The following is a 22,153-nucleotide window of genomic DNA, read 5'->3' as shown; positions in this document are numbered from 1 at the left end:
GCCCGCTCCCACAGGTGTTCTGTGCCATATCAAGGATTCAACATGATCCCCAATGACGAACAACTGCAAATCAGCGAAGCCGCTCGGCAATTCGCCCAGGAACGGCTGAAGCCGTTCGCCGCCGAATGGGACCGCGAACACCGTTTTCCTAAAGAAGCCATCGGTGAAATGGCCGAGCTGGGCTTCTTCGGCATGCTCGTGCCGGAGCAGTGGGGCGGTTGCGACACCGGTTACCTGGCCTACGCCATGGCCCTGGAAGAAATCGCCGCCGGCGACGGCGCCTGCTCGACCATCATGAGCGTGCACAACTCGGTCGGTTGCGTGCCGATCCTCAAGTACGGCACCGACGATCAGAAAGAACGCTTCCTCAAGCCCCTGGCCAGCGGCGCGATGCTCGGAGCGTTTGCCCTGACCGAACCGCAGGCTGGCTCTGACGCCAGCGGCCTGAAAACCCGCGCCCGCCTTGAGGGCGATCACTACGTGCTCAATGGCTGCAAACAGTTCATCACCTCGGGGCAAAACGCCGGCGTGGTGATCGTGTTCGCCGTCACCGACCCGACTGCCGGCAAACGCGGGATCACCGCACTGATCGTGCCCACCGATTCGCCGGGCTACAAGGTGGCGCGGGTCGAGGACAAACTCGGTCAGCACGCCTCCGACACCTGCCAGATTCTGTTCGAAGACGTCAAAGTGCCGCTGGCCAACCGTTTGGGCGAGGAGGGCGAAGGCTACAGAATCGCCCTGGCCAACCTCGAAGGCGGGCGCGTCGGCATTGCCTCGCAATCGGTGGGCATGGCCCGCGCCGCGTTTGAAGCCGCACGCGACTACGCCCGTGAGCGCGAGAGTTTCGGCAAACCGATCATCGAGCATCAGGCCGTGGCGTTCCGCCTGGCGGACATGGCCACACAAATTGCTGTGGCCCGGCAGATGGTGCACTACGCGGCAGCGCTCCGGGACAGCGGCAGGCCGGCGTTGGTCGAGGCTTCGATGGCCAAGCTGTTCGCATCCGAAATGGCCGAGAAAGTCTGCTCGGCAGCGTTGCAAACCCTGGGCGGTTACGGTTATCTGAACGACTTCCCGCTGGAGCGCATCTACCGCGACGTAAGGGTGTGCCAGATCTATGAAGGCACCAGCGACATTCAGCGCATGGTTATTTCGCGCAATCTTTGAAAAGGAGACAGCCTGTGAGCTACGAAACGATTTTGCTGGAAACCCACGGTCGCGTTGGCCTGATCACCCTCAACCGTCCGCAGGCGCTGAATGCGCTGAATGCCCAACTGGTCAGCGAACTGAACCACGCCCTGGATGGCCTGGAAGCCGATTCGAACATCGGCTGCATCGTGCTGACCGGTTCGAAAAAGGCCTTCGCCGCCGGTGCCGACATCAAGGAAATGGCCGAACTGACCTACCCGCAGATCTACCTCGACGATCTGTTCAGCGACAGCGACCGCGTGGCCAACCGCCGCAAGCCGATCATCGCGGCGGTGAACGGTTTCGCCCTGGGCGGCGGTTGTGAACTGGCGCTGATGTGCGACTTCATCCTGGCCGGCGACAACGCCCGATTCGGTCAACCGGAAATCAACCTCGGCGTACTGCCGGGCATGGGCGGCACCCAGCGCCTGACCCGTGCGGTCGGCAAAGCCAAGGCCATGGAAATGTGCCTCAGCGGTCGTTTGATCGATGCGGTGGAAGCGGAGCGTTGCGGGATTGTCGCGCGGATTGTGCCGGCAGATGTGCTGCTCGAAGAGGCGCTGAAGGTCGCAACATTGATTGCCGGGAAGTCGCTGCCGATTGCGATGATGGTCAAGGAAAGCGTCAATCGCGCTTTTGAAGTCAGCCTGTCCGAAGGCGTGCGCTTTGAGCGCCGGGTGTTCCATGCGGCGTTTGCGACGCAGGATCAGAAGGAAGGGATGGCGGCGTTTATTGCCAAGCGAGAGGCTGAATTCCAGGGTAAGTAATGCGGCGTATTTGAGGACGCCATCGCGAGCAAGCTCGCTCCCACATTTGATCTGTGGCGAACACAATATTTGTGAACACCAAAGTACCCTGTGGGAGCGAGCTTGCTCGCGATGCTTTTAGGCTTCACACCAAGTAATGCGGGAGCTCGCGCCCACATTTGATCTGTGGCGAACACAGTATTTGTGAACACCAAGTACCCTGTGGGAGCGAGCTTGCTCGCGAAGCTTTTAGGCTTCACACCCAGTAATGCGGGAGCTCGCGCCCACATTTGATCTGTGGTGCACACAGTATTTGTGAACACAAGGTACCCTGTGGGAGCGAGCTTGCTCGCGATGCTTTTAGGCCTTACACCAGATAGTGTTTCAGCTCCCGGGCAATCACCATCCGCTGTATCTCGCTCGACCCCTCGTAAATCTGCGTGATCCGCGCATCGCGGTAATAGCGTTCCACCGGATAATCCTCCAGATACCCATACCCGCCATGAATCTGCATCGCCGACGAACACACTTTCTCGGCCATCTCGGACGCAAACAGCTTGGCCTGTGACGCCTCGGACAGGCACGGCTTGCCCGCACTGCGCAACCGCGCCGCATGCAGGATCAGCAACCGCGCCGCATTCAGACGGGTGTGCATGTCCGCCAGCATGTTGGCGATGCTCTGGTGTTCGATGATCGGCTTGTCGAACTGCACCCGATCCCGCGCATAAGCCAGCGCCGCTTCGAATGCCGCGCGGGCAATGCCCAGTGCTTGCGCGGCGATGCCGATGCGTCCGCCTTCAAGGTTGGACAGGGCAATCGCCAGGCCTTTGCCGCGCTCGCCCAGCAGATTGGCTTGTGGGATCGTGCAGTTGCTCAGGGTGACGGCGCAGGTGTCGGAGGCACGAATGCCCATTTTGTGTTCGGTGCGATCAACGATGAACCCGGCAGTGTCGGTGGGCACCAGAAAAGCCGAGATGCCTTTTTTGCCCAGCTCCGGGTCGGTCACCGCAAACACGATGGCCAGCTTCGCCCGCTTGCCATTGCTGACAAATTGCTTGGCGCCGTTGATCACCCACTGGCCGTCCCGCAGTTCGGCACGGGTGCGCAGGTTGTGTGCTTCGGAACCGGCTTGCGGTTCAGTCAGGCAGAAGCAGCCGATGGCCTGACCGCTGGCCAGATCCGGCAGCCAGGTCTTTTTCTGTTCTTCGCTGCCGTAGTTGAGCACTGGCCCGCAGCCCACGGAGTTGTGGATGCTCATCAGTGCGCCAGTGGCGCCGTCGCCGGCAGAAATCTCTTCCACCGCCAGGGCGTAGGCGACGTAATCGACATAGGTGCCGCCCCATTCCTCGGGCACCACCATGCCGAGCAGGCCCAACTCACCCATCTTCGCCACCAGACCGTCGTCGATCCAGCCAGCCTTTTCCCAGGCTTGCGCATGGGGAGCGATTTCGCCACGGGCGAAGTCCCGGGCCATGTCGCGGATCATCACTTGCTCTTCGCTCAATTCGATATCGTGCATGGCTCAGTTCCCGTTCCGGTCGAAGCCGCTGAAGAAACTCGCCACGTGCTCGGCGTCCAGCGCCTGCAGGGTGGGCGGGTTCCAGTGCGGGGTCTTGTCTTTGTCGATCAGCAAGGCGCGCACGCCTTCGATCAGGTCGCCGCGCTCAAACCACTGACGGTCCAGATGCAGCTCCAGGGCGAAGCAGTCTTCCAGGCTCAAGTGCCGACCGCGGCGCAGCATTTCCAGGGTCACGCCCATGGCCAGCGGTGAGCGGCTTTGCAGCAGGTCGGCGGTGGTCGTGCCCCACTGGTGGCTGTCGGCGACGGTCACCTGACGCAGTTGTTCGACGATACTCGGCACATCGGGCAGGGCAAAGAAGTGGTCGATGGCCGGGCGTAGCGCCGCCAGTGGCGCGTCGGGCAATTGCTGCACGGCGAGTGTTGCCAACAGGTTCTGCAAGTCCTTGAGCGGCGTGTCGTGCCATTCGAGTTGATCGAGTTGCTCGTCCAGCGAACCCAGCTTGTCGCTCTCCAGATACCAGTCGGCCAACCCGCAATACAGCGCATCGGCGGCGCGGATCTGCACACCACTGACGCCCAGATAGATGCCCAGCTCACCGGGAATACGCGGCAGGAAATAGCTGCCACCCACGTCCGGGAAATAACCAATGGCCACTTCCGGCATTGCCAGACGGCTGCGCTCGGTTACCACTCGCAGGTCGGCGCCTTGCACCAGGCCCATGCCGCCGCCCAGCACGAAGCCGTCCATCAAGGCCAGCACGGGTTTACGGTAATGGTGAATGGCCAGGTCGAGGGCATATTCCTCGACGAAGAAGTCCTGGTGCAGGGTGTCGCCATTCTTGAAACTGTCATACAACGAACGAATGTCGCCGCCGGCACAGAAAGCTTTCTCGCCAGCACCGCGCAACACCACGGCATGCACCTCGGCGTCCTGAGCCCAGGCATCGAGCTGACGCTGCAGGCTGCGAACCATGTCCAGCGTAATGGCGTTGAGTCCGGCGGGGCGATTGAGGGTCAGGTGACCGATGTGATTACGGACCTCGGCCAGCACTTCGTTTTGCCTGGCATCCATGGTGTGAGCCGCGGGGGATGAAACCTGAGCAGTCATCGATAACTCCCTGCTTTTATTGTTCTTTATAGACAAGCTCGCGCGCGAGCGATGCGGGATCGTACCAGTGCAAATTTACCGTGTACAACCGAGATACGTGCAGGTCCTGTTTGCATTTTTACCTTACAGCAAGAGCAAAAGATCCGGGCCTTCGGTAACGCCTGCCCTCTACTTCTGACGCTGCCGAAAGCTGCGATCTCCCGATCTGCTCCCTCACGACAGAATCGGCTGCCAAACCGTCTGGTTCAGCACATTTGAGCTCTCTGGACAGCGCCTTACGACACCTGCGCCGTCCCGGCAATTGGCATTCTGGCGTCCCTGCCCATAAAAGCGGCCTGCCGTGACTTGGCCGCGATAACTCCAAATAACTCGGGACTCTAGAAGATGAACATCAAATGGCTGACTTTGCCGGCATTGGCTTTGCTGTGCTACACCACCGGCGCCAGCGCCAAGGAATGGAAAGAACTGCGATTGGGCGTCAACCCCAGTTACCCGCCCTTTGAATCCACCACCGCCGATGGCGGGGTGCAGGGGTTTGGCGTGGACTTGGGCAACGCCATCTGCGCCGAACTGAAACTGACCTGTGTGTGGGTCAGCAACGACTTCGACGGGCTGATCCCGGCGCTCAAGGCCGGCAAGTTCGACGCCATCGAGTCCTCGATGACCGTCACCGAACCACGCAAGAAACAGATCGATTTCACCGATCGGCTGTACGCCAGCCCAACGGCTATCGTCACCCGTAAAGACTCCGGCCTGCTGCCGACCGCCGAATCCTTGCGCGGCAAGACCCTCGGCTACATGCAGGGCACCATTCAGGAAACCTATGCCCGCGCCAGACTGGCGCCGGGCGGCGTGAAATTGCGCGCCTACCAGAATCAGGATCAAGTCTACGCCGACCTGGTCTACGGGCGTCTCGATGCCTCGATCCAGGACAAGCTGCAAGCACAGATGAGCTTCCTGACTTCGCCCCAGGGCGCTGACTTCCAGAACAGCGAAGGCATCGGCGATCCATTGGTGCCGTCGGACATCGCCATCGGTATCCGCAAGGACAACGAAGAACTCAAAGGCATGCTCAACGCCGCCATCAAGGCCCTGCACGACAAGGGCATCTACGCACAGATCCAGCGCAAATACTTCGGTGATCTGGACCTCTACAACAACTGATCCTCATGCCCATCGCGCTGCGCCAGACAGAGCGGCGTAGCGCTTGACCGTGGGCGCCTCAAGACAGGTGAATGACGTGAATTCCTTTCTGAATCTGATCGGGGTCGATGCTTCGGTCCTGCAGGGCTATGGCCCGTTGTTGCTGCACGGCACCTGGATCACGCTGAAATTATCGGCATTATCGCTGTTGGTGAGCATGGCGCTCGGGCTGTTCGGCGCGGCGGCCAAGCTGTCACCGCTCAAACTGTTGAACCTGCCAGCGACGTTCTACACCACGCTGATTCGTGGCGTGCCAGACCTGGTGTTGATGCTGCTGATTTTCTACAGCCTGCAAGGCTGGCTGAGCAGCCTGACCGAGCTGATGGGCTGGCCCTACATGGAAATCGATCCGTTCGTGGCCGGCATCGTCACCCTCGGGTTCATCTACGGTGCGTACTTCACCGAGACCTTTCGCGGAGCGATTCTCAGCGTGCCGCGTGGCCAACAGGAAGCCGCCGCGTGTTTCGGCCTGAACCGTTGGCAGCGTTTTCGCTTCGTGGTGTTCCCGCAAATGATGCGTTTCGCCTTGCCCAGCCTGGGCAACAACTGGCTGGTACTGCTCAAGGCCACGGCACTGGTGTCGATCATCGGCCTGTCTGACCTGGTGAAAGTCGCGCAGGAAGCCGGCAAAAGCACCTTCAACATGCTCAATTTCCTGTTGCTCGCCGCGGCGCTGTACCTGCTGATTACCAGTGCCTCGAACTATGTACTGCGGGTGCTGGAGCGTCGCTACAACCAGGGCGTACGGGGGATGACGCGATGATTGAATTGATCGCCGAATACTGGAAGCCGTTCCTGTTCAGTGACGGCTATAGCCTCACCGGGCTGGCCATGACCTTGTGGTTGCTGGTGGCAAGCATTGTGATGGGGTTTTTCCTGTCGTTGCCGCTGGCGATCCTGCGCACCTCGCGCTGGGGCCTGCTGCGCTGGCCGGTGCAATTGTTCACTTATGTATTTCGCGGAACGCCGCTGTATATCCAGTTGCTGATTTGCTACAGCGGCATTTATGGCATTGCCGTGGTGCGCTCGCAGCCGTTGCTTGAAGCTTTTTTTCGCGACGCGATGAACTGCACCTTGCTGGCCTTCACGCTCAATACCTGCGCCTACACCGTGGAAATTTTCGCTGGGGCTATTCGCAGCATTCCCTACGGTGAAATCGAGGCGGCCCACGCCTATGGTTTGAGTAGCTGGCGCCTGTACCTGCGGCTGATCCTGCCCTCGGCGCTGCGCCGGGCGCTGCCGTATTACAGCAATGAAGTGATCCTGATGCTGCACGCCACTTCCGTCGCCTTCACCGCGACCATTCCGGACATTCTCAAAATCGCCCGCGACGCCAATGCCGCGACCTTCATGACGTTTCAGGCTTTCGGCCTCGCCGGGTTGTTGTACCTGGCGCTGTCTTTCGGGCTGGTCGGTGCCTTTCGCCTGGCGGAAAAGCGCTGGCTGAGCTTCCTCGGGCCGACTCACTGAATTCTTACAGGGTCGCGCCGAGACTGACGCGGTTCAGGAGCTTTTTGCATGTACAAATTGACGGTCGAAAATCTGTATAAACGCTTCGGTGACAATGAAGTGCTCAAGGGCGTCTCGTTGAACGCACGGGCAGGGGACGTGGTGAGCATGATCGGTGCCAGCGGTTCGGGTAAAAGCACCATGCTGCGCTGCATCAACTTTCTGGAGCGCGCCGACGAAGGTGCAATCGAACTGGACGGCGAGCGCATCGTCACCCGCCAGGCGGCCGGTGGCATGCGCGTCGCCCACCCGGCCCAGTTGCAACGCTTGCGCACACGGCTGGCGATGGTGTTCCAGCATTTCAATTTGTGGAGTCATCTGACGGTGCTGGAAAACATCATCCTGGCGCCGTGCCGGGTGCTCGGGGTCAGCCGCAAGGTGGCTGAAGCCAGCGCCAGGGCCTATCTGGACAAGGTCGGCTTGCCACAACGGGTCGCCGATCAGTATCCGGCGTTTCTGTCCGGTGGCCAGCAACAACGGGTGGCGATCGCCCGGGCGCTGGCGGTGGAACCACAGATTCTGCTGTTCGATGAACCGACCTCGGCACTCGACCCGGAACTGGTGGGCGAGGTGCTCAAAGTGATCCAGGCGCTGGCCGAAGAGGGTCGTACGATGTTAATGGTGACCCACGAGATGGGCTTTGCCCGCCAAGTGTCGACGCAGGTGCTATTCCTGCATCAGGGCCGGGTTGAAGAGCAGGGCGATGCAAGCATGCTCGACCAGCCAAAAAGTGAACGTTTGCAGCAATTTTTATCGGGCCGTTTGAAGTGAGGCAAGACACACATGGCGGATATCCGCGATCTGTCGATTGTGCTTGATCGTATCGATCAAGCCATCATCGAGGTGCTGCGCCACGAAGGGCGCATCACCTATCAAAAGCTCTCCGAGCGCGTGCACCTGACGCCCAGACCCTGCCTGGAAAGGGTGCGCAAGCTGGAACAGCTCGGGGTCATTCGCGGGTATGGCGCGATTCTCGATGAAAAGAAACTGGCACCGGGGCTGTCGTTACTGGTGTTGGTGGCGCTGTCGAACCAGAGCGGGCGCTCAGCGCAAAAGGCCTTCGAAGCCAGGGTCCGGGCCACGCCGCAGGTGCTGGAGTGTCGCTTGATCAGCGGCGCGTTCGACTACAGCCTGCGCATGCGTTGCCGGGACATGGAGCATTACCGGGTGTTGACCGAAGTCTGGTTCGATGACCCGGATCTGCACATCGACAAACTGGTGGGCCATCCGGAACTGGCGATGGTCAAGACCACCATGGAATAGCCAACACTACAATCCCTTGCTCGCGATAGCGGTGAGTCAGTCGACATCGTTGGTGACAGACACTCAGTCATCGCGAGCAAGCTCGCTCCCACAGGTTCTTCGCTTCAACAGGTCTGGATTTACCCCTCGCCGAATCGGCTGAAGCACATAAAATCTTCAGCCGTTTCCGTCCCCGCAACCCCCACCAATCAACCGGGTTTACCCCGCATCAAACCAGACAATGAGCACCTCTCAACCCTCATTGATTCTGTGCCCATGCAAACCACCAATACTGTCTTGATGATTCGCCCGACACGTTTCTCCTTCAACCAGGACACGGCGGCCAACAACCGTTTCCAGCAACCGGCTGCGGTGGCGGAAGACGTCCAGCTCAAGGCATTGCAGGAATTCGATGGCTACGTCGCCGCGCTACGCAGCCATGGCGTCGACGTCAGAGTACACAACGACGCCGAAGTCCCGCACACCCCGGACTCGATCTTCCCCAACAACTGGTGGAGCAGCCACCCCGACGGCACGCTGGTGCTGTACCCGATGCAGGGCCACAACCGGCGCCTGGAGCGGGACAAAGGCGTGCTCGACTGGCTGCGCGATGAGTACCGTGTCGAGCAGTTGCTGGACCTGTCCAGCCTCGAACAACAGGAAGTATTCCTCGAAGGCACCGGCAGCATGGTGCTCGATCGTCAGCAGCGGATTTGCTACGCCGGTTATTCCACGCGAACCCATAGCCGTGCCCTGGATCAGGTGGTCAGTCATCTGGGCTACGAACTGTGTGCGTTCAACGCCGTGGACCGTCAGGGCGTCGCGATTTACCACACCAACGTGATGATGAGTGTCGGTACGCACCTGGCAGTGGCGTGCCTGGCATCGGTCAGTAATCCCGGTGAACGGCTGGCCTTGCGCTCGCGGCTGGAGGCCAGCGGCAAACAGGTGATCGCGCTGGACTTGGCCCAGTTGGAGTCCTTCGCCGGCAACATGCTGGAAGTTCACAACGCCAACCATGAGCCGTTGCTGGTGATGTCGCGCACGGCCTGGCAATCGCTGGACGCAGCTCAGCGGCGTGTTATCGAAAGTCACGTCAAGCCGCTGCCGGTGAACATCGACACCATCGAACGCATTGGCGGCGGCAGCGCCCGCTGCATGTTGGCAGAAGTCTTTCTCCCCAAACATCTGGCCACTCAGGAGCAAACACGATGATCGTCCGTCCCGCCACACCGGCAGACCTGCCGGCCCTGTTAGCCCTGGCCCATAGCGCCGGCACCGGTTTGACCACATTGCCCGCGGACGCCGCACGGTTGCGCCAACGCCTGGATTGGGCGGCGAAAACCTTTGCCGGCGACGCCGAACGTGCCGATGCCGATTACCTGTTTGTACTGGAGAACGACCGGCAGCAAGCGATTGGCATTTGCGCCCTGGCCGGGGCCGTCGGGCTGCGCGAACCCTGGTACAACTATCGTCTGGGGCTGTTGGTTGCCGCGTCGAAAAACGTCGGGATCAACCAGCAGTTGCCAACGTTGTTCCTGGGCAACGACATGACCGGCCATTCGGAGCTGTGTTCGCTGTTCCTGCACGCCGATCATCGCAGCGGTCTGAATGGCCGCTTGTTGTCCAAGGCGCGGTTTCTGTTTCTGGCGGAGTTTCGCCAACACTTCGGCGACAAGGTAATTGCCGAGATGCGCGGTTACTCGGACGAAAGCGGCGTTTCGCCGTTCTGGGAGGGCCTGGGCCGGCATTTTTTCAAGATGGATTTCGCCGACGCCGATTACCTGACCGGGCTGGGCAACAAGACGTTTATCGCCGAGCTGATGCCCAAATTCCCGCTGCCTACCTGCCTGTTGCCGGAGGCGGCGCGCACGGTGATTGGCCGCGTTCATCCCAACACCGAGCCGGCGCTGGGCATGCTCAAGGCCGAGGGATTCGAGCATCGGGATTACATCGACATCTTCGACGGTGGCCCGTTGATTGAATGCGCCACCGGGGACATCCGTGCGGTGCGTGACAGCGAAGTGTTGCAACTGAGCATCGGCACGCCGGGGGAGCAGGCGCAGACGTATCTGGTGCATAACCGCCAATTCGCCGACTGCCGGATTACGGCGGCAGCGGCACGGGTGGCGGCGGGGACATTGATTGTCGAAGCGCAGACCGCAAAGGCACTGGGTTTGCGCGCCGGGGACTCAGTGCGGGCGGTGAGTCTGGCGGTTCCGGCGTCGCTCCGGTCGGCCGCCTGAATCCGCATGCCCGGCATCATCGCTTTTGTTGCAGCGCCACGCGCCGACCGCTCATGAAACACAGCGATCCGCCAATGGCGGTCAGTGCACTCAGGGCATAGAACATGGTCGGCGCCGGGGTGTGCATCAGCAAAAAACCGCAGATCACCGGGCTTAGCGCACCGCCGAGGGCCGCCAGGTTCTGCGCGCCGTAGTAGCTGCCGCGCAGCTCTTCCGGGGCCAGGGTGTCGACGAACAGGAACTCCGCCGGGTAAATGATCATTTCGCCGAGGGTGAAGATGAACATCGCGATGCACCAGCTCAGCAGACTGTCGGCCAGGCTGAAACCGATCAGCCCGACGATGAACAGGCTGGTGCCACCCGCGATCCAGAATCGCAGCTGCTCACGCTTGAGGAAACGGCCGATCTGGTATTGCAGGAGGATCACGCTGATGGCGTTGCAGGCGAGCAGGGCGGCCATGGTTTGCAGGGCTCGCTTGGAGTCGTGGGTCACCAGCAGGTATTGCGACAGGTACAGGGTGAAGCGACCATGGACCACGGTGCTGAACAGGCAACCGCCGGTGAACATGATCAGTGTGCGGTCGTTCTTCAGGGTGATCAGGGTTTTCATGAAGCTTTGTGGCTGACCGGCAGAGGCCGTCTGGGCCGGGTCTTTCGGAATGCCGATCATCAAGAAAATGCTGAAGAACGCTATGCCCCCGGCAATCAGGAACGGTGCAATCGGATACACCCCGGCGATCACCACGCCGAGCATGGGGCCGGTGGCGTAGCCAATGTTGGTCAGGGTGTAGCGCAGGGAAAACGCCTTGGCCCGTTGGCCCATGGGCAGTTTCTCGCTGAGGATCGCCTTGGAGCCGATAAGGAACAACGCTGACGCGGTTTCGGTAATCACCAGGGTGGCAGTGGTCAGGTAGAGGTTGTTGGCAAACGTCAGCAGCACAAAACCGATGGCGCTGGAGAGCATGGCCAGGATCAACAGCCGGCGTTTTTCCAGACGGTCGATGATGTAGCCGCCGTACAGGGCGAGCAGGGTAGCGATGAACACCGCGATGCCCAGCAACAGGCCGACGTCCTGTTGGTTGAGGCCCAGCTTGTTGCTCAGGAACAGGGTGAGCAGCGGGCTGGTGATGGCGCGGCTGACCACGATGGTCAGCGAGACAATCATCAGGCGCCGGATGACGAGCGAGTATTTGGCCACTGTACTGCGATGTCCTTATGCTGATTTTTTAGTGTTCGACTTGATATCGGGTTGCAGCCATTCGCGGGCAAGCCCGCTCCCACAGTGGATCAGGTTGCCAACAGGTCCTGTGACTGCCGCAACACCCCTGTGGGAGCGGGCTTGCCCGCGATGGGGCCAGATCAGCCGCCAATATGCTCAAGTCATCCACATCAATGACTAACAATCCCGATGATGCCCTAATGCTGATTTCTAGTGTTCGGCGTGATTTCGAGTTGCGGCCATCGCGGGCAAGCCCGCTTCCACAGTAAATCAGGTTGCCAACAGATCCTGTGACTGCCGCAACACCCCTGTGGGAGCGGGCTTGCCCGCGATGGGGCCAGATCAGCCGCCAATATGCTCAAGTCATCCACATCAATGACTAACAATCCCGATGATGCCCTAATGCTGATTTCTAGTGTTCGGCGTGATTTCGAGTTGCGGCCATCGCGGGCAAGCCCGCTCCCACAGTGGATCAGGTTGCCAACAGGTCCTGTGACTGCCGCAACACCCCTGATCTAGACACAAGCGGGCTTGCCCGCGATGGGGCCAGATCAGCCGCCAATATGCTCAAGTCATCCACATCAATGACTAACAATCCCGATGATGCCCTAATGCTGATTTCTAGTGTTCGGCGTGATTTCGAGTTGCAGCCATTCGCGGGCAAGCCCGCTCCCACAGTAAATCAGGTTGCCAACAGGTCCTGTGACTGCCGCAACACCCCTGTGGGAGCGGGCTTGCCCGCGATGGGGCCCTACCGGTCAGCACATTACTTGAGGTAATCCCGATAATGCCGCTCATACACCGCCGCCGGATGATCCTCGCTCACCTGCGCCGCCGAGTCCGCCCACCATTGCGCAACGTCACCCGCCGTGGCAATCCATACGTCATCGTGGCGTTGAATCCCCTCCAGCAACTCGCGCAACACGCCAATGCGTCCCGGTGTGGCAATGATTTCCGGGTGCAGGCGCAGCACATAACACAGGCCAAACCGGTGAAAGCCGGCGAAGTCCATTTGCAGGTTGCCCAGCGTATGGCTATAGGAAGCGATCCGCGATTGTGCTGGTGGCACAGCCGGGCTGAGGTTGAAGGCGAAGTACGGCTCGTCCTCCAGTTCGTAATGCAGCGGCAGATCGATCACTTGCGGCGCGGTGGGATGGGCGAACGGCAGATCATCGCCACGCCATGACGACGACCAGCGAATGCCTTCATCGCTTAGCGCTTCGATAAACCCAGGCGCGCCGTTGCCGGCCGGGAGGCGAAACCCGGTTGGACGCTGGCCGGTCAACGCGCTCAACGCTTCGCAACCCTTGGCGATGTCGGCACGCTGAGCCGCCAGATCGAGGTTGTCGTAGTTCTGATGGCGATAACCGGCGCAGGCAATCTCGTGCCCGTCGGCCAGGATCGCACGAATGTGCTCGGGGTTTTCCTCAGCGACGATGCCCGGAATACACCAACTGCTGGCGACGCCCAGCGTCTTGAACAGATCAAGTAACCGCGTCACCCCGCGTTGGCTGCCGTAGCGCCAGACCGACAGCGTCTTGTCGCGCCCGGCGACTTCCGGCGCCTGGGTCAGAATGCCATGAATGTCGTTGTAATCGACGGTCAGCACCACGGCGCATCGATAGCCCTGGGGCCAGACATTGGAGTCAGCCATGGTGATGCTCCTTCAGCCACCACTGGGCGACATCGCGGCAGGTGGCGAACCACACGTCATCGCGTTGGCGCATGTGTTCGAAGAGTTTTTCCAGCAACAGGATGCGTCCCGGTTTGCCGGTGATCTTGGGGTGAAACAGGGTGGTCAGGCACAGCCCTTCGTCCATGGCACCGTCGTATTCGCGGCACCAGTTATCGAGCGTCAGTTCATAGCTGGCGGTGCGGTCCAGCCCGGACGGGAAATCCGGTGCGCGGGTGTAGGCGAGGGAGGCGTAATCGTCCATTTCCCAGCGGCCGGGGATTTCCACCAGCGGTGTGGCGTGGCCTGGTACTTTCACCAGGTACGGCCGGTCATCGCCGCGCATGCTGCTGGAGTAGGTGACGCCAGCGTCCACCAGCATGGCCGGCGTCTCGGCGCGCCAGTCGCCGGACGGCGTCCGAAAACCCTCGGCGCGAATGTGCAGGTGTTTCCAGAACACCTCGCGTGAGCGCTGCATCACGTCTTTCTGCTGTTGCAGGTTCAGGGCGTAAAAGGATTCGTGTTTGTAGCCGTGGTACGCCACTTCATGCCCGCGTTCGACAATCGCCTGACATTGCGTCGGCCAGTTCTCCACGACCCAGGCCGGAACGAAAAAGGTTGTGGGAAGGGCGAATGCATCCAGCAAATCGAGCAGGCGCGGCAACGCACGATAAGGCCCATAGCCGCCGAAACCGAAGTACTCGGGCTTGCGCCAGATCGAGCCGTTGAGCATCGCATCGCCGGTCGGGCCGTCGAGGTCGAAGGCCAGGGCGAGACAGGCTTTGTAGGGAGCAGGCCAGGTGGGTTGGGGTGAGGAGGACATCGGTGGCTCTCCATTGATTCAGGGGCACAGCACAAGACTTGTGGGAGCGAGCCTGCTCGCGAAGAGGTCCTTTCAGCCATCAGTGATGTCGGCTGGCACAACGCTTTCGCGCGCAGGCTCGCTCCCACAAAGGGCATCACTCAGCGTTACTGACCGGCGTTGATCGTCACCGTCTTGATCGCACCCAACTCAAGATCCCACTTCTTCAAAATGGTCTGATAGCTGCCGTCATCGATCATGCTCTGCAACGCGCCCTTCACCGCCTCGCTCAATTCAGGCTTCTTCTTGCTCACACCCAAGCCGGTGAACTGCACGGTCAGCGGCAGGCCCACGGTCTTGTACGTGTCCTTTTCCTGATTTTTCAGGTACGACAAGGTCTCGCTGCCCTGTACTGCCGCATCAATACGGCTCTGGCGCAATTGCGCGCGGGCATCCGCCGAGCCTTCGGTGCCGATGACCACGATCGCAGGCTTGCCATTGGCTTCGCAGTTGATCTTGCTGGAGGCGGCGATTTCAGCCGGGAACGTGGTGCGGCGACTGGTGCCGACTTTCTTGCCGCACAGGTCGGTGATCTCGTTCAGGGCCTTGTTTTTCTGCAAGGTGTAGAACTGCGGACCGCTGGTGAAGTAGTCAACGAAGGTCACACTGGCCTGACGCTCGGCGGTGTCGGTCATGCCCGACAGCACCAGGTCCACACGGTCGGTGGTCAGTGCGTTGATCATTTGCTCGAAGCCGGTTTCCTGCCATTTGATCTTCACACCCAGACGTTCGGCCAAGGCGTTGCCCAGGTCATAGTCCAGGCCGGTGAGGGTGTTGGTGGCCGGGTCCTTGAAGTCCATCGGCGGGTAGTTGGGCATGATTGCCACAACGATCTCGCCCTTGGCCTTGATCGCGGCCGGCAACTCGGCGGCGAAGCTGACGCCGGTCGCCATCAGGCCGGCGAGTACTGCGGGGATGACAAAATTCTTCATGGTCGTTCTCTTATGAATGTTGTGAGCGCCAAAGGGCACTTAGGTTCGAACGGCAGAAATGAAGCTTTGGGTGCGCGGGTTTTGTGGGCTTATTAGAATTTCTTCGGGGCTTCCAGCCTCCACGATCTGGCCGCCGTCCATGAACACCATGCGGTTGGAGACTTCGCGTGCGAAGCCCAGTTCATGGGTGACGACGATCATGGTCATGCCGGTCTGCGCCAGATCGCGCATCACCGACAGCACCTCACCGACCAGTTCCGGGTCGAGTGCCGAAGTGGGTTCATCGAACAGCATCAGCTTGGGCCGCATGGCCAGCGCACGGGCAATCGCCACCCGCTGCTGTTGCCCGCCCGAGAGTTCGACCGGGTAGCTGTCGCGCTTGTCGGCCAGGCCGACGCGGGCCAGCAGTTCCAACGCTTCTTCGTGCGCCTCCTTGGGCGAACGCTTGAGTACCTGGCACGGACCTTCGATGATGTTTTGCAGCACGGTCATGTGCGGAAACAGGTTGAAACGCTGGAACACCATGCCGGTGGACAGGCGCTGCCGGGCAATCTGCGACTCGTTGAGCTCGTGCAGCTTGTTGCCGACCACGCGGTAACCGACCAGCTCGCCATCGACCCAGAGGCCGCCCTTGTCGATTTTTTCCAGCTGATTGACGCAGCGCAGCAAGGTGCTTTTGCCCGAGCCCGACGGGCCGATGATGCACAGCACTTCGCCTTGCTCGACTTCGATGTTGATGTCCCTGAGCGCGTGGTACTGGTCGTAATACTTGTTCAGGCTCACGGCCTTGACGATGCTTCTCATGTTCGACTCCTCAAGAACGCTTGCCGGCGCCGCGAGCGAAACGACGCTCCAGACGGCTTTGGCCGAAGGACAGGACCGTGACCACCGCCAGATACCAGATGCCGGCGACGATCAGCAGCTCCATCACGCGGGCGTTGGCGTAGTAGATGTTCTGGGCGTTGTAGAGCAGTTCCGAATACTGGATGACGCTCGCCAGCGAGGTCATTTTCACCATGCCGATGAACTCGTTGCCGACCGGTGGAATGATGATGCGCATGGCCTGGGGCAGGATAATCCGGCGCAGCGCTTGCAGACGCGGCATGCCGATGGATTTGGCCGCTTCGTACTGACCGGTGTCCACTGATAGCAGCCCGGCACGCACCACTTCCGCGGTGTAGGCGCCCTGATTGATGCTCAAACCGAGCAGCGCAGCCACGAACGGCGTCATCAGGCTCACGGTGTCCATTTCGAACAGGCCGGGAATGCCAATCGTTGGGAAAATCAGCGCCAGGTTGAACCACAACAGCAGTTGCAGGATCAGCGGCGTGCCGCGAAACAGCCAGGTGTAAGTCACCGCCACATAGCGCAGGATCGGGTTGGCCGACATGCGCATGATCGCCGTGATCACTCCGAAGACAATACCCAGCGCCATCGCGAGTACCGCCATGACGATGGTGTTGAGCAAGCCCCAGATGATCGCCTGGGAGGTGAGGAACTGGCCGATGTACGACCATTCGATCTTGCCTTCGGCAAACGCCCGGACCAGCCCGAAGATCGCGATGACGATCACGGTGGCGAAGAAAATCCGCCCGTAATAGCGCCGTGGCACGTGTTGGTACTGGGTAATGTCGAACTGGTTCTCCGCCAGTTTGCGCTCCGCCTGGAGTCGTTCTGCCTGAGTCTGGCTCATGTTGTTTCTCCGTACTGATTTTTCTGACCAAGCACAGTCCCTGTGGGAGCGAGCAAGCTCGCTCCCACAGGGGGTTGTGTCGTGGTTTAGAGGCGAAACCCCTGATAATCCTCGGTCCATTTCTGCTGGGCGGCGAGGGCGGTTTTCAGCCGGGCGATCTGTTCGCGCACCTGTTGCGGCGCGGTGCCGCCCCAGCCACTGCGGGCAGCAATGGCCGCTTCCAGCGTCAGGCTGTCGCGCACTTCCGGCGTCAGGCGCGGATCGATCTCGGCCAGCAGCGCCGGCGACGCTTCCCACAATTCGATGTCGTGTTTCTCACAGGCCTGAACCAGCGCGCCGGTGATTTCATGCGCTTCCTTGAACGGCACACCACGTACCGCCAGCCAGTCGGCGACTTCGGTGGCAAGGGTGAAACCCAGCGGCGCTTGCCGACGCAACTCTTCGACGTTGACCTTCATGCTCGCCACCATCCCGGCCATGGCCGGCAGCACCAGCAGCAGGGTGTCGACGCTGTCGAGCACGCCGTTCTTGTCTTCACTGAGATCGCGGTTGTACGACAGCGGCAGCGATTTGAGGGTCGACAGCAGGCCGGTGAGATTGCCGATCAGCCGGCCAGCCTTGCCCCGGGCCAGTTCGGCGATGTCCGGGTTTTTCTTCTGCGGCATGATCGAGCTGCCGGTGGCGTAGGCATCGTCCAGGGCGACCCAGCGAAATTGCCGGGACGACCACAGGCAAAACTCTTCGGCAAGGCGCGAAATGTTGATGCCGAGCATGCTGGCGATAAACAGGAATTCAGCAACGTGATCACGGCTGGCCACGGCGTCGATGGAGTTTTCACAGACGCCGCTGTAACCCATTTCCTTCGCCGACTGCTGTGGCAGGCGAGCGATGGCGGAACCGGCCATGGCGGCGGCACCGAGTGGCGACAGCGAAGTGCGCACATCCCAGTCCACCAGACGTTGCACGTCACGCAGCATCGATTGGGCGTGGGCCAGCAGGTGATGGGCGAAGACAATCGGCTGGGCCTGTTGCAAGTGGGTAAAGCCGGGGCAAATGCTTTCGATGTGCTGTTCGGCCTGCTCAACCAGCGCCTGTTGCAGGGCCAGCACTTCGACCGCCAGGGTACGCACGTGATCGCGCAGAAACAGGCGCAGGTCATTAGCGGTCTGGTCATTGCGTGAACGCCCGGCGCGCAGCTTGCCGCCGAGGGTGCCGAGGCGTTCGGTCAGCAGGCGTTCGATGAAGGTATGCACGTCCTCGTCGTCGAGGGTCGGCGCGATGCTGCCGGCGCGAAAGTCTGCACCGATGCGCTCCAGGGCGTCGAGCATCGTCAGGGTTTCCTGCTCGCTCAGAAGGCCGGCACGTTGCAGTTCACGGGCATGGGCCCGGGAGCCGGCGAGGTCATACGGGGTGAGGCGAAAGTAGCGCTCGGGGCAACGGGACAGGGCCGCCAGGGCTTCGGACGGGCCGCTCTTGAAGCGGGCACCCCAGAGACGGTCGGTGGTTTGAGACATTGTTGTTTTCCTCGTCGGTAACGCGAACTGAATGCGGCATGCAAAGCCTGGAACGCGGGTCGCGGACGATAAAAATCCGGCGGCCGGGGAGCGGCTTAAACGGTGTTCCAGGGCAGGGGAGAAAGCGCAGTTGCAAAAGGGCGAGAGCTGATCGAAGTGTCAGCTTTTAACAGTTCTGAATCAGTGAGTTGGCACTGATGTTCGGCTTTTATTAGCAGTTGCCAAGCCTTGTTTTCTGTGTTCATTATTATTAGTCGGCACTGTTTTTGTTGTTGGACACAGATTGTTGAATAGGGCACCCGAGGTCAATAAGCATTATGGAAACCCCACTTTCCAATTCCGGAAACCCGCCGCCGAAAACGACTCAGCGGGCACCGTTGGCGCTCAGCGGCCTGGACTTCAAATTGCTCAAAGTGTTCAAGGCGGTGGTCGAGGCCGGCGGCTTCAGTGCTGCGCAAAACGAGCTGAACGTGGGTCTGGCGGCCATCAGCAAACAAATCTCCGACCTGGAGATTCGCATCGGCATGCGCCTGTGTACCCGAGGTCGGGAGGGCTTTCACCTGACCGAAGAAGGGCGTCTTGTGTATCAGGCCTCCATCGACTTGTTCACCTCGGTGGACAACTTTCGTGATCGCCTTAGTTCGGCGCAGAACGAACTTGTCGGTGATTTGGGTGTGGGTGTTATTGACAATACAATTACCGATATCCATTCACCGTTAGTTTCGGCACTTAGAAGAATGAACGATGAGTCGCCGAAAGTAAGATTTCAACTTCAGGCCTCGCAACTGGACGAAATCGAAAGAGGTGTTGTCGAAGGTCGGCTGGTGGCCGGCATTGTGCCGGTTTATCAGAAAAGAGAAGAGTTTGATTACTACGCCCTGTACGAGGAGCGCTCAGAGGTTTATTGCGCCGTGGGCCATCCGCTATTCACCGTGCCAGACGCAGAAATCGGCAGCAACGTACTCAAGGATCACGAGTGCATCAACCATCGCTACGCGATCCATCGGGACAAACTGAGTTTTGCCCGTTACGACAGCTTTTCCGCGTCGGCCACCCAGGTCGAGGCCGTGGCCCTGCTGATCAAGACCGGTCGTTTTGTGGGTTTTCTGCCGCAGCACTACGCGGCCAATCTGGTCGCCCAAGGCCAGTTTCGAGCGGTGCGCCCGGACGTGATCAGCATCGTCACGCCGTTCAATCTGATCCTGCGGCACAACACCGTGCGCAGTCCGCTGGTCAAGGCGTTTGCCTTGGCGCTGGGGGCGGATTTGAAGGCGCCGGTTTGAGATCAGGGTAATTGCAGGCGCATGGCACAACGTCGTTCTGCGGGCAATCCGTAGGCGATTTCGTTACTTAATGCAGCCGCCAGGCGTGGATTGATTTGCTTGCCCGTTAATGTTTGAAAACCCAATCGTTGATAAAACGGTTCATTCCACGACACGTCGCGAAACGTGGTCAGGGTCACGGCTGTGAGTTGGCGTTGTCCGGCGTGTTCAAGTGCCGCTAACAGCAACTTTCGACCGGCCCCTTGTCCCTGAAACCCCTCGGCCACCGACAGTTCCTGAATATGCAGTTCATTGTCGATTTCAATGGCGCTGACAAAACCGATAAGTGGGCCATCGGCTGATTGCGCCACCCAGACATGTGCCGTTCCGATGGCATGCCGGTGATGCAGTACGTCGGGGACGTCCGCGTCCGCGAGCCAGGCTAATGAAGGATCTTTGCGAAACAATGCTGCTGCAGACTGCTCGATGGCGGGCAGGGCATCAGCGTCGACGAGGCGGGCAGGGCGAATAATAATGGTCATGGTGATATTCAGGTAGGCGCAGCCGCAGGCTGCGATCTTTTGATCTTTCAATCAAGATCGCAGCTTGCGGCTGCGCCTACAAGGCCTTGATCAAGGCAACAAATGCAGCAGCACGTAATCGTTTTTATCAAAACGCCCGGTCAAGACCGGCTGCAAACCACCTACTGGTGTGTCGCGAAGCGCTTCATAGCTCTTCTGGTCCATCATCAACCATAGGGGGCGCGGCAGGTTTTCCAGCTCCTGGGCTGACTCGCTGAAACGCGGTTGCAGTTCCTGTTCGATGTTGACCATGAACTTGATTGCCTTCGCATCCCTGCCCATGCCATAGAGCAGCAGTGGCGCAGGAGCCTGTTGCACCTGGGCCAGTGCGGCACGGCTGAAGGTGCGCGAATCGTAGAGCTGACGCTCGACCGGTTCAAACACCAGGATGTACACCGACCACAGTGCCAGGACCGCGGCAAAGGCCAGCGCCTGCGCGCGCCAGGCCGAACGGAAAACGACTGCCAGAGCGAACAGTTGCAATACGCCCAGTACGATCAATACCGGTGTCAGCGCGGTCAACTGCTCGGGAAAACGCCGCTGGGCAACCAACAACCCGGCAATCATCAGCCCCGGAAGTACCAGCCACAGTCCCTGCATCAAGACGCGCAAGGCCTTGAACAACCGGCCCTGAGTCGCCTGGAACGGATACGCCGCAATGATCGCCGCTATGGGCAACATCGGCAGCACGTAGCGTGCCTTCTTCGCCTGCGGAATAGACAGCCCGATCATCACGATCAAACCTGCCGCTGCGCAGTACAGCACCAATTGCGATTGCGCTCCCCATTGTCGCGGAGTGGTGAGTGCGATCGCCGCCAGTGCCAGCAATGCCAGCGGATAGGCCAGTGCGTAGTTGCCCATCGAACTGGTGAAGTAATACAGCGGATCGCTGACGCCTTCAGTGCCGTCCATGCGCCCCATGAACTGCATGCGGATGACGTCCTGCATGAACGCCGAGCCACCGCTGACCTTGGCCAGCAACAGCAGCACACCCACCGACACCACCAGCAACACCGCAGCCAGCGATCCGAAGACAAACAGGCGTTGCCACTGGCGGTTGAGCAGCAGATAACTGCACAGCATGCCGGTCGGGATCACCAGGCCGATCGGCCCGCGAATCCCGAAACCCAGCACCAGTAGCGCAAATATCAAGCCCCAACGGCGCGGTGCAGCGAAGTGATCGGCGGCATAACCCAGGTAGAACACCGAAAACGCCACCGCCGCGAGCATCAGGTCCAGTGACACGGCGCGTGCTTCGGTGATGAAGGTATTGGTCAACAGCAGCGATGCGATGCTCAGCAACGCCCAGCGACTGGAGTAGGGCGCCAGCAAGCGGTACATCAAGGTGACAATCACCGCACCTGCCAACGCGCTGGGCAACCAGGCGCTGAGGGCGTTGACCTGGCCGAATGGCAGCGACAGCAACCAGACGAACAGGGTGGTGAGGCCGGAGTAGTCCGCGTAAGGCTGACCATAGGTGGTCGGGAACAGCGTCGGCCCGTTGCGCAGCATTTCCTGTGCAAACAACACGAAGCGCGAGTCGAATCCGATGGCTGTTTGCTGGTAAACACCCGCGATGAACAGCACCAGCGCCAACAGCCCCAAACCAAGGGACTGTCGGCGGATCGCGTCAGTGGGTTGAACCGTCACCG

21 protein-coding genes are annotated in these 22,153 nt (G+C 60.3%); 10 read left to right on the top strand and 11 right to left on the bottom strand.

The window, feature by feature from the left end; all coding sequences use genetic code 11:
• The first annotated feature begins 42 nt into the window (after positions 1 to 42).
• On the top strand, positions 43 to 1,170 hold the full coding sequence (locus POF45_RS02390; protein ID WP_282314951.1) for an acyl-CoA dehydrogenase: 1,128 nt from the start codon (positions 43 to 45) through the stop codon (positions 1,168 to 1,170).
• A 14-nt stretch (positions 1,171 to 1,184) separates the two neighbouring features.
• Positions 1,185 to 1,958, top strand: a complete 774-nt coding sequence (locus POF45_RS02385; protein ID WP_259502953.1) for an enoyl-CoA hydratase — start codon at positions 1,185 to 1,187, stop codon at positions 1,956 to 1,958.
• A gap of 346 nt (positions 1,959 to 2,304) precedes the next feature.
• Here POF45_RS02385 and POF45_RS02380 read toward each other — a convergent pair whose 3' ends face one another.
• Both POF45_RS02380 and POF45_RS02375 read right to left on the bottom strand, forming a co-directional pair.
• Positions 2,305 to 3,456, bottom strand: coding sequence for an acyl-CoA dehydrogenase family protein (locus POF45_RS02380; RefSeq protein WP_259502954.1), 1,152 nt, complete (start codon positions 3,454 to 3,456; stop codon positions 2,305 to 2,307).
• 3 nt (positions 3,457 to 3,459) lie between these two features.
• Positions 3,460 to 4,566 (bottom strand): enoyl-CoA hydratase/isomerase family protein, encoded by a 1,107-nt coding sequence (locus tag POF45_RS02375; protein ID WP_282314950.1) that lies wholly within the window; start codon positions 4,564 to 4,566, stop codon positions 3,460 to 3,462.
• 384 nt (positions 4,567 to 4,950) lie between these two features.
• Here POF45_RS02375 and POF45_RS02370 point away from each other — a divergent pair, with 384 nt between their 5' ends.
• The 7 genes from POF45_RS02370 (at position 4,951) to astA (ending at position 10,766) form a co-directional block, all read left to right on the top strand.
• Positions 4,951 to 5,730, top strand: a complete 780-nt coding sequence (locus POF45_RS02370) for a transporter substrate-binding domain-containing protein (RefSeq protein ID WP_259502956.1) — start codon at positions 4,951 to 4,953, stop codon at positions 5,728 to 5,730.
• 76 nt (positions 5,731 to 5,806) lie between these two features.
• The gene (locus POF45_RS02365) at positions 5,807 to 6,532 is read left to right on the top strand and encodes an ABC transporter permease (protein ID WP_259502957.1); all 726 of its coding nucleotides are present in this window, start codon (positions 5,807 to 5,809) and stop codon (positions 6,530 to 6,532) included.
• Complete coding sequence (locus tag POF45_RS02360) at positions 6,529 to 7,239, top strand: ABC transporter permease (RefSeq protein ID WP_259502958.1); 711 nt, start codon at positions 6,529 to 6,531, stop codon at positions 7,237 to 7,239. The genes POF45_RS02365 and POF45_RS02360 overlap by 4 nt, the downstream gene beginning before the upstream one ends.
• A 48-nt stretch (positions 7,240 to 7,287) precedes the next feature.
• Entirely contained in the window at positions 7,288 to 8,049 is a 762-nt protein-coding gene (locus tag POF45_RS02355; protein ID WP_259502959.1) for an ABC transporter ATP-binding protein, read from the top strand.
• Positions 8,050 to 8,061: 12 nt separating this feature from the next.
• The gene (locus tag POF45_RS02350) at positions 8,062 to 8,541 is read left to right on the top strand and encodes an Lrp/AsnC family transcriptional regulator (protein ID WP_259502960.1); all 480 of its coding nucleotides are present in this window, start codon (positions 8,062 to 8,064) and stop codon (positions 8,539 to 8,541) included.
• A 255-nt stretch (positions 8,542 to 8,796) separates the two neighbouring features.
• A complete protein-coding gene (ctlX, locus tag POF45_RS02345) occupies positions 8,797 to 9,735 on the top strand; it encodes a citrulline utilization hydrolase CtlX (protein WP_282314949.1) in 939 nt (312 codons plus the stop codon).
• Positions 9,732 to 10,766 carry an arginine N-succinyltransferase gene (gene astA / locus POF45_RS02340; protein WP_282314948.1) on the top strand — a complete coding sequence of 345 codons (1,035 nt, stop codon included), beginning with the start codon at positions 9,732 to 9,734 and terminating at the stop codon, positions 10,764 to 10,766. Before ctlX ends, astA begins: the two co-directional genes overlap by 4 nt.
• Positions 10,767 to 10,782: 16 nt before the next feature.
• Here astA and POF45_RS02335 read toward each other — a convergent pair whose 3' ends face one another.
• The 7 genes from POF45_RS02335 to argH form a co-directional block, all read right to left on the bottom strand.
• Complete coding sequence (locus POF45_RS02335) at positions 10,783 to 11,964, bottom strand: MFS transporter (protein ID WP_259502963.1); 1,182 nt, start codon at positions 11,962 to 11,964, stop codon at positions 10,783 to 10,785.
• Between the two features lie 787 nt (positions 11,965 to 12,751).
• Positions 12,752 to 13,639: a polysaccharide deacetylase family protein gene (locus POF45_RS02330; RefSeq protein WP_282314947.1), complete on the bottom strand. Its 888-nt coding sequence runs from the start codon at positions 13,637 to 13,639 to the stop codon at positions 12,752 to 12,754.
• Complete coding sequence (locus POF45_RS02325) at positions 13,632 to 14,480, bottom strand: polysaccharide deacetylase family protein (protein WP_259502965.1); 849 nt, start codon at positions 14,478 to 14,480, stop codon at positions 13,632 to 13,634. Before POF45_RS02325 ends, POF45_RS02330 begins: the two co-directional genes overlap by 8 nt.
• Before the next feature lie 146 nt (positions 14,481 to 14,626).
• Positions 14,627 to 15,451: an ABC transporter substrate-binding protein gene (locus tag POF45_RS02320; protein ID WP_282314946.1), complete on the bottom strand. Its 825-nt coding sequence runs from the start codon at positions 15,449 to 15,451 to the stop codon at positions 14,627 to 14,629.
• A gap of 39 nt (positions 15,452 to 15,490) precedes the next feature.
• Complete coding sequence (locus POF45_RS02315; RefSeq protein WP_259502967.1) at positions 15,491 to 16,255, bottom strand: amino acid ABC transporter ATP-binding protein; 765 nt, start codon at positions 16,253 to 16,255, stop codon at positions 15,491 to 15,493.
• A gap of 10 nt (positions 16,256 to 16,265) precedes the next feature.
• The gene (locus tag POF45_RS02310) at positions 16,266 to 17,144 is read right to left on the bottom strand and encodes an amino acid ABC transporter permease (RefSeq protein WP_259502968.1); all 879 of its coding nucleotides are present in this window, start codon (positions 17,142 to 17,144) and stop codon (positions 16,266 to 16,268) included.
• Between the two features lie 86 nt (positions 17,145 to 17,230).
• Positions 17,231 to 18,658 carry an argininosuccinate lyase gene (gene argH / locus POF45_RS02305; RefSeq protein ID WP_282314945.1) on the bottom strand — a complete coding sequence of 476 codons (1,428 nt, stop codon included), beginning with the start codon at positions 18,656 to 18,658 and terminating at the stop codon, positions 17,231 to 17,233.
• Positions 18,659 to 18,975: 317 nt separating this feature from the next.
• Between argH and POF45_RS02300 the strand changes: the two genes are divergently transcribed.
• A complete protein-coding gene (locus POF45_RS02300; RefSeq protein WP_259502970.1) occupies positions 18,976 to 19,941 on the top strand; it encodes a LysR family transcriptional regulator in 966 nt (321 codons plus the stop codon).
• 2 nt (positions 19,942 to 19,943) lie between these two features.
• Here the strand turns inward: POF45_RS02300 and POF45_RS02295 are convergent, their stop codons facing one another.
• Together POF45_RS02295 and POF45_RS02290 are read right to left on the bottom strand one after the other, a co-directional pair.
• On the bottom strand, positions 19,944 to 20,462 hold the full coding sequence (locus POF45_RS02295) for a GNAT family N-acetyltransferase (protein WP_282315989.1): 519 nt from the start codon (positions 20,460 to 20,462) through the stop codon (positions 19,944 to 19,946).
• 90 nt (positions 20,463 to 20,552) lie between these two features.
• A complete protein-coding gene (locus tag POF45_RS02290) occupies positions 20,553 to 22,151 on the bottom strand; it encodes an ArnT family glycosyltransferase (RefSeq protein WP_282314943.1) in 1,599 nt (532 codons plus the stop codon).
• Positions 22,152 to 22,153 lie beyond the last annotated feature (2 nt).

Origin of the sequence: Pseudomonas fungipugnans, assembly GCF_029955235.1 — a bacterium.
Classification (GTDB): Bacteria; Pseudomonadota; Gammaproteobacteria; order Pseudomonadales; family Pseudomonadaceae; genus Aquipseudomonas; species Aquipseudomonas fungipugnans.
Note: the sequence above shows the minus strand (reverse complement) of the source record. Positions and strands in the feature narration are given on the sequence as shown.

Excerpts from the sequence above, each read along its gene's own strand:
- POF45_RS02370 (WP_259502956.1), top strand. The coding sequence starts at position 4,951 with ATGAACATCAAATGGCTGACTTTGCCGGCATTGGCTTTGCTGTGCTAC.
- POF45_RS02390 (WP_282314951.1), top strand. The coding sequence starts at position 43 with ATGATCCCCAATGACGAACAACTGCAAATCAGCGAAGCCGCTCGGCAA.
- ctlX (WP_282314949.1), top strand. The coding sequence starts at position 8,797 with ATGCAAACCACCAATACTGTCTTGATGATTCGCCCGACACGTTTCTCC.
- POF45_RS02310 (WP_259502968.1), bottom strand. The coding sequence starts at position 17,144 with ATGAGCCAGACTCAGGCAGAACGACTCCAGGCGGAGCGCAAACTGGCG.
- POF45_RS02315 (WP_259502967.1), bottom strand. The coding sequence starts at position 16,255 with ATGAGAAGCATCGTCAAGGCCGTGAGCCTGAACAAGTATTACGACCAG.
- POF45_RS02355 (WP_259502959.1), top strand. The coding sequence starts at position 7,288 with ATGTACAAATTGACGGTCGAAAATCTGTATAAACGCTTCGGTGACAAT.
- POF45_RS02320 (WP_282314946.1), bottom strand. The coding sequence starts at position 15,451 with ATGAAGAATTTTGTCATCCCCGCAGTACTCGCCGGCCTGATGGCGACC.
- POF45_RS02380 (WP_259502954.1), bottom strand. The coding sequence starts at position 3,456 with ATGCACGATATCGAATTGAGCGAAGAGCAAGTGATGATCCGCGACATG.
- POF45_RS02295 (WP_282315989.1), bottom strand. The coding sequence starts at position 20,462 with ATGACCATTATTATTCGCCCTGCCCGCCTCGTCGACGCTGATGCCCTG.
- POF45_RS02325 (WP_259502965.1), bottom strand. The coding sequence starts at position 14,480 with ATGTCCTCCTCACCCCAACCCACCTGGCCTGCTCCCTACAAAGCCTGT.
- argH (WP_282314945.1), bottom strand. The coding sequence starts at position 18,658 with ATGTCTCAAACCACCGACCGTCTCTGGGGTGCCCGCTTCAAGAGCGGC.
- POF45_RS02360 (WP_259502958.1), top strand. The coding sequence starts at position 6,529 with ATGATTGAATTGATCGCCGAATACTGGAAGCCGTTCCTGTTCAGTGAC.
- POF45_RS02350 (WP_259502960.1), top strand. The coding sequence starts at position 8,062 with ATGGCGGATATCCGCGATCTGTCGATTGTGCTTGATCGTATCGATCAA.
- POF45_RS02300 (WP_259502970.1), top strand. The coding sequence starts at position 18,976 with ATGGAAACCCCACTTTCCAATTCCGGAAACCCGCCGCCGAAAACGACT.
- POF45_RS02375 (WP_282314950.1), bottom strand. The coding sequence starts at position 4,566 with ATGACTGCTCAGGTTTCATCCCCCGCGGCTCACACCATGGATGCCAGG.
- POF45_RS02330 (WP_282314947.1), bottom strand. The coding sequence starts at position 13,639 with ATGGCTGACTCCAATGTCTGGCCCCAGGGCTATCGATGCGCCGTGGTG.
- astA (WP_282314948.1), top strand. The coding sequence starts at position 9,732 with ATGATCGTCCGTCCCGCCACACCGGCAGACCTGCCGGCCCTGTTAGCC.